This window comes from Neisseria sp. P0014.S009, from assembly GCF_051958155.1.
GTDB lineage: Bacteria > Pseudomonadota > Gammaproteobacteria > Burkholderiales > Neisseriaceae > Neisseria > Neisseria flavescens_C.
This window is the reverse complement of sequence record NZ_JBQCVS010000263.1, coordinates 1-236: the sequence shown is the minus strand read 5'-3', so window position 1 is coordinate 236 and position 236 is coordinate 1. Positions and strand designations below refer to the sequence as shown.

The 236-nt window shown below is 56.4% G+C and carries 1 pseudogene; it reads left to right on the top strand.

Annotation, left to right across the window (positions count from 1 at the left end):
- A pseudogene (locus ACTHS4_RS12590) lies at positions 1-236 on the top strand (methionine ABC transporter ATP-binding protein); the annotation flags it as partial.

Here is a 236-nt window from a genome sequence, read left to right as displayed (position 1 = left end):
GACGAACCCACTTCCGCCCTCGACCCCGCCACCACGCGCAGCGTCTTGGAATGTTTGGAAGACATCAACAAACGCTTCAACGTTACCATCGTCATCGTAACCCACGAAATGAGCGTCATCCGCCGCCTGTGCGACCGCGCCGCTCTTTTGGATAAAGGAAAAGTGGTGGAAATCATCGAAGTACGCGGCAACCAAATCCACGCCCAATCCGAAATCGGGCGCGAGCTGATTCGGGA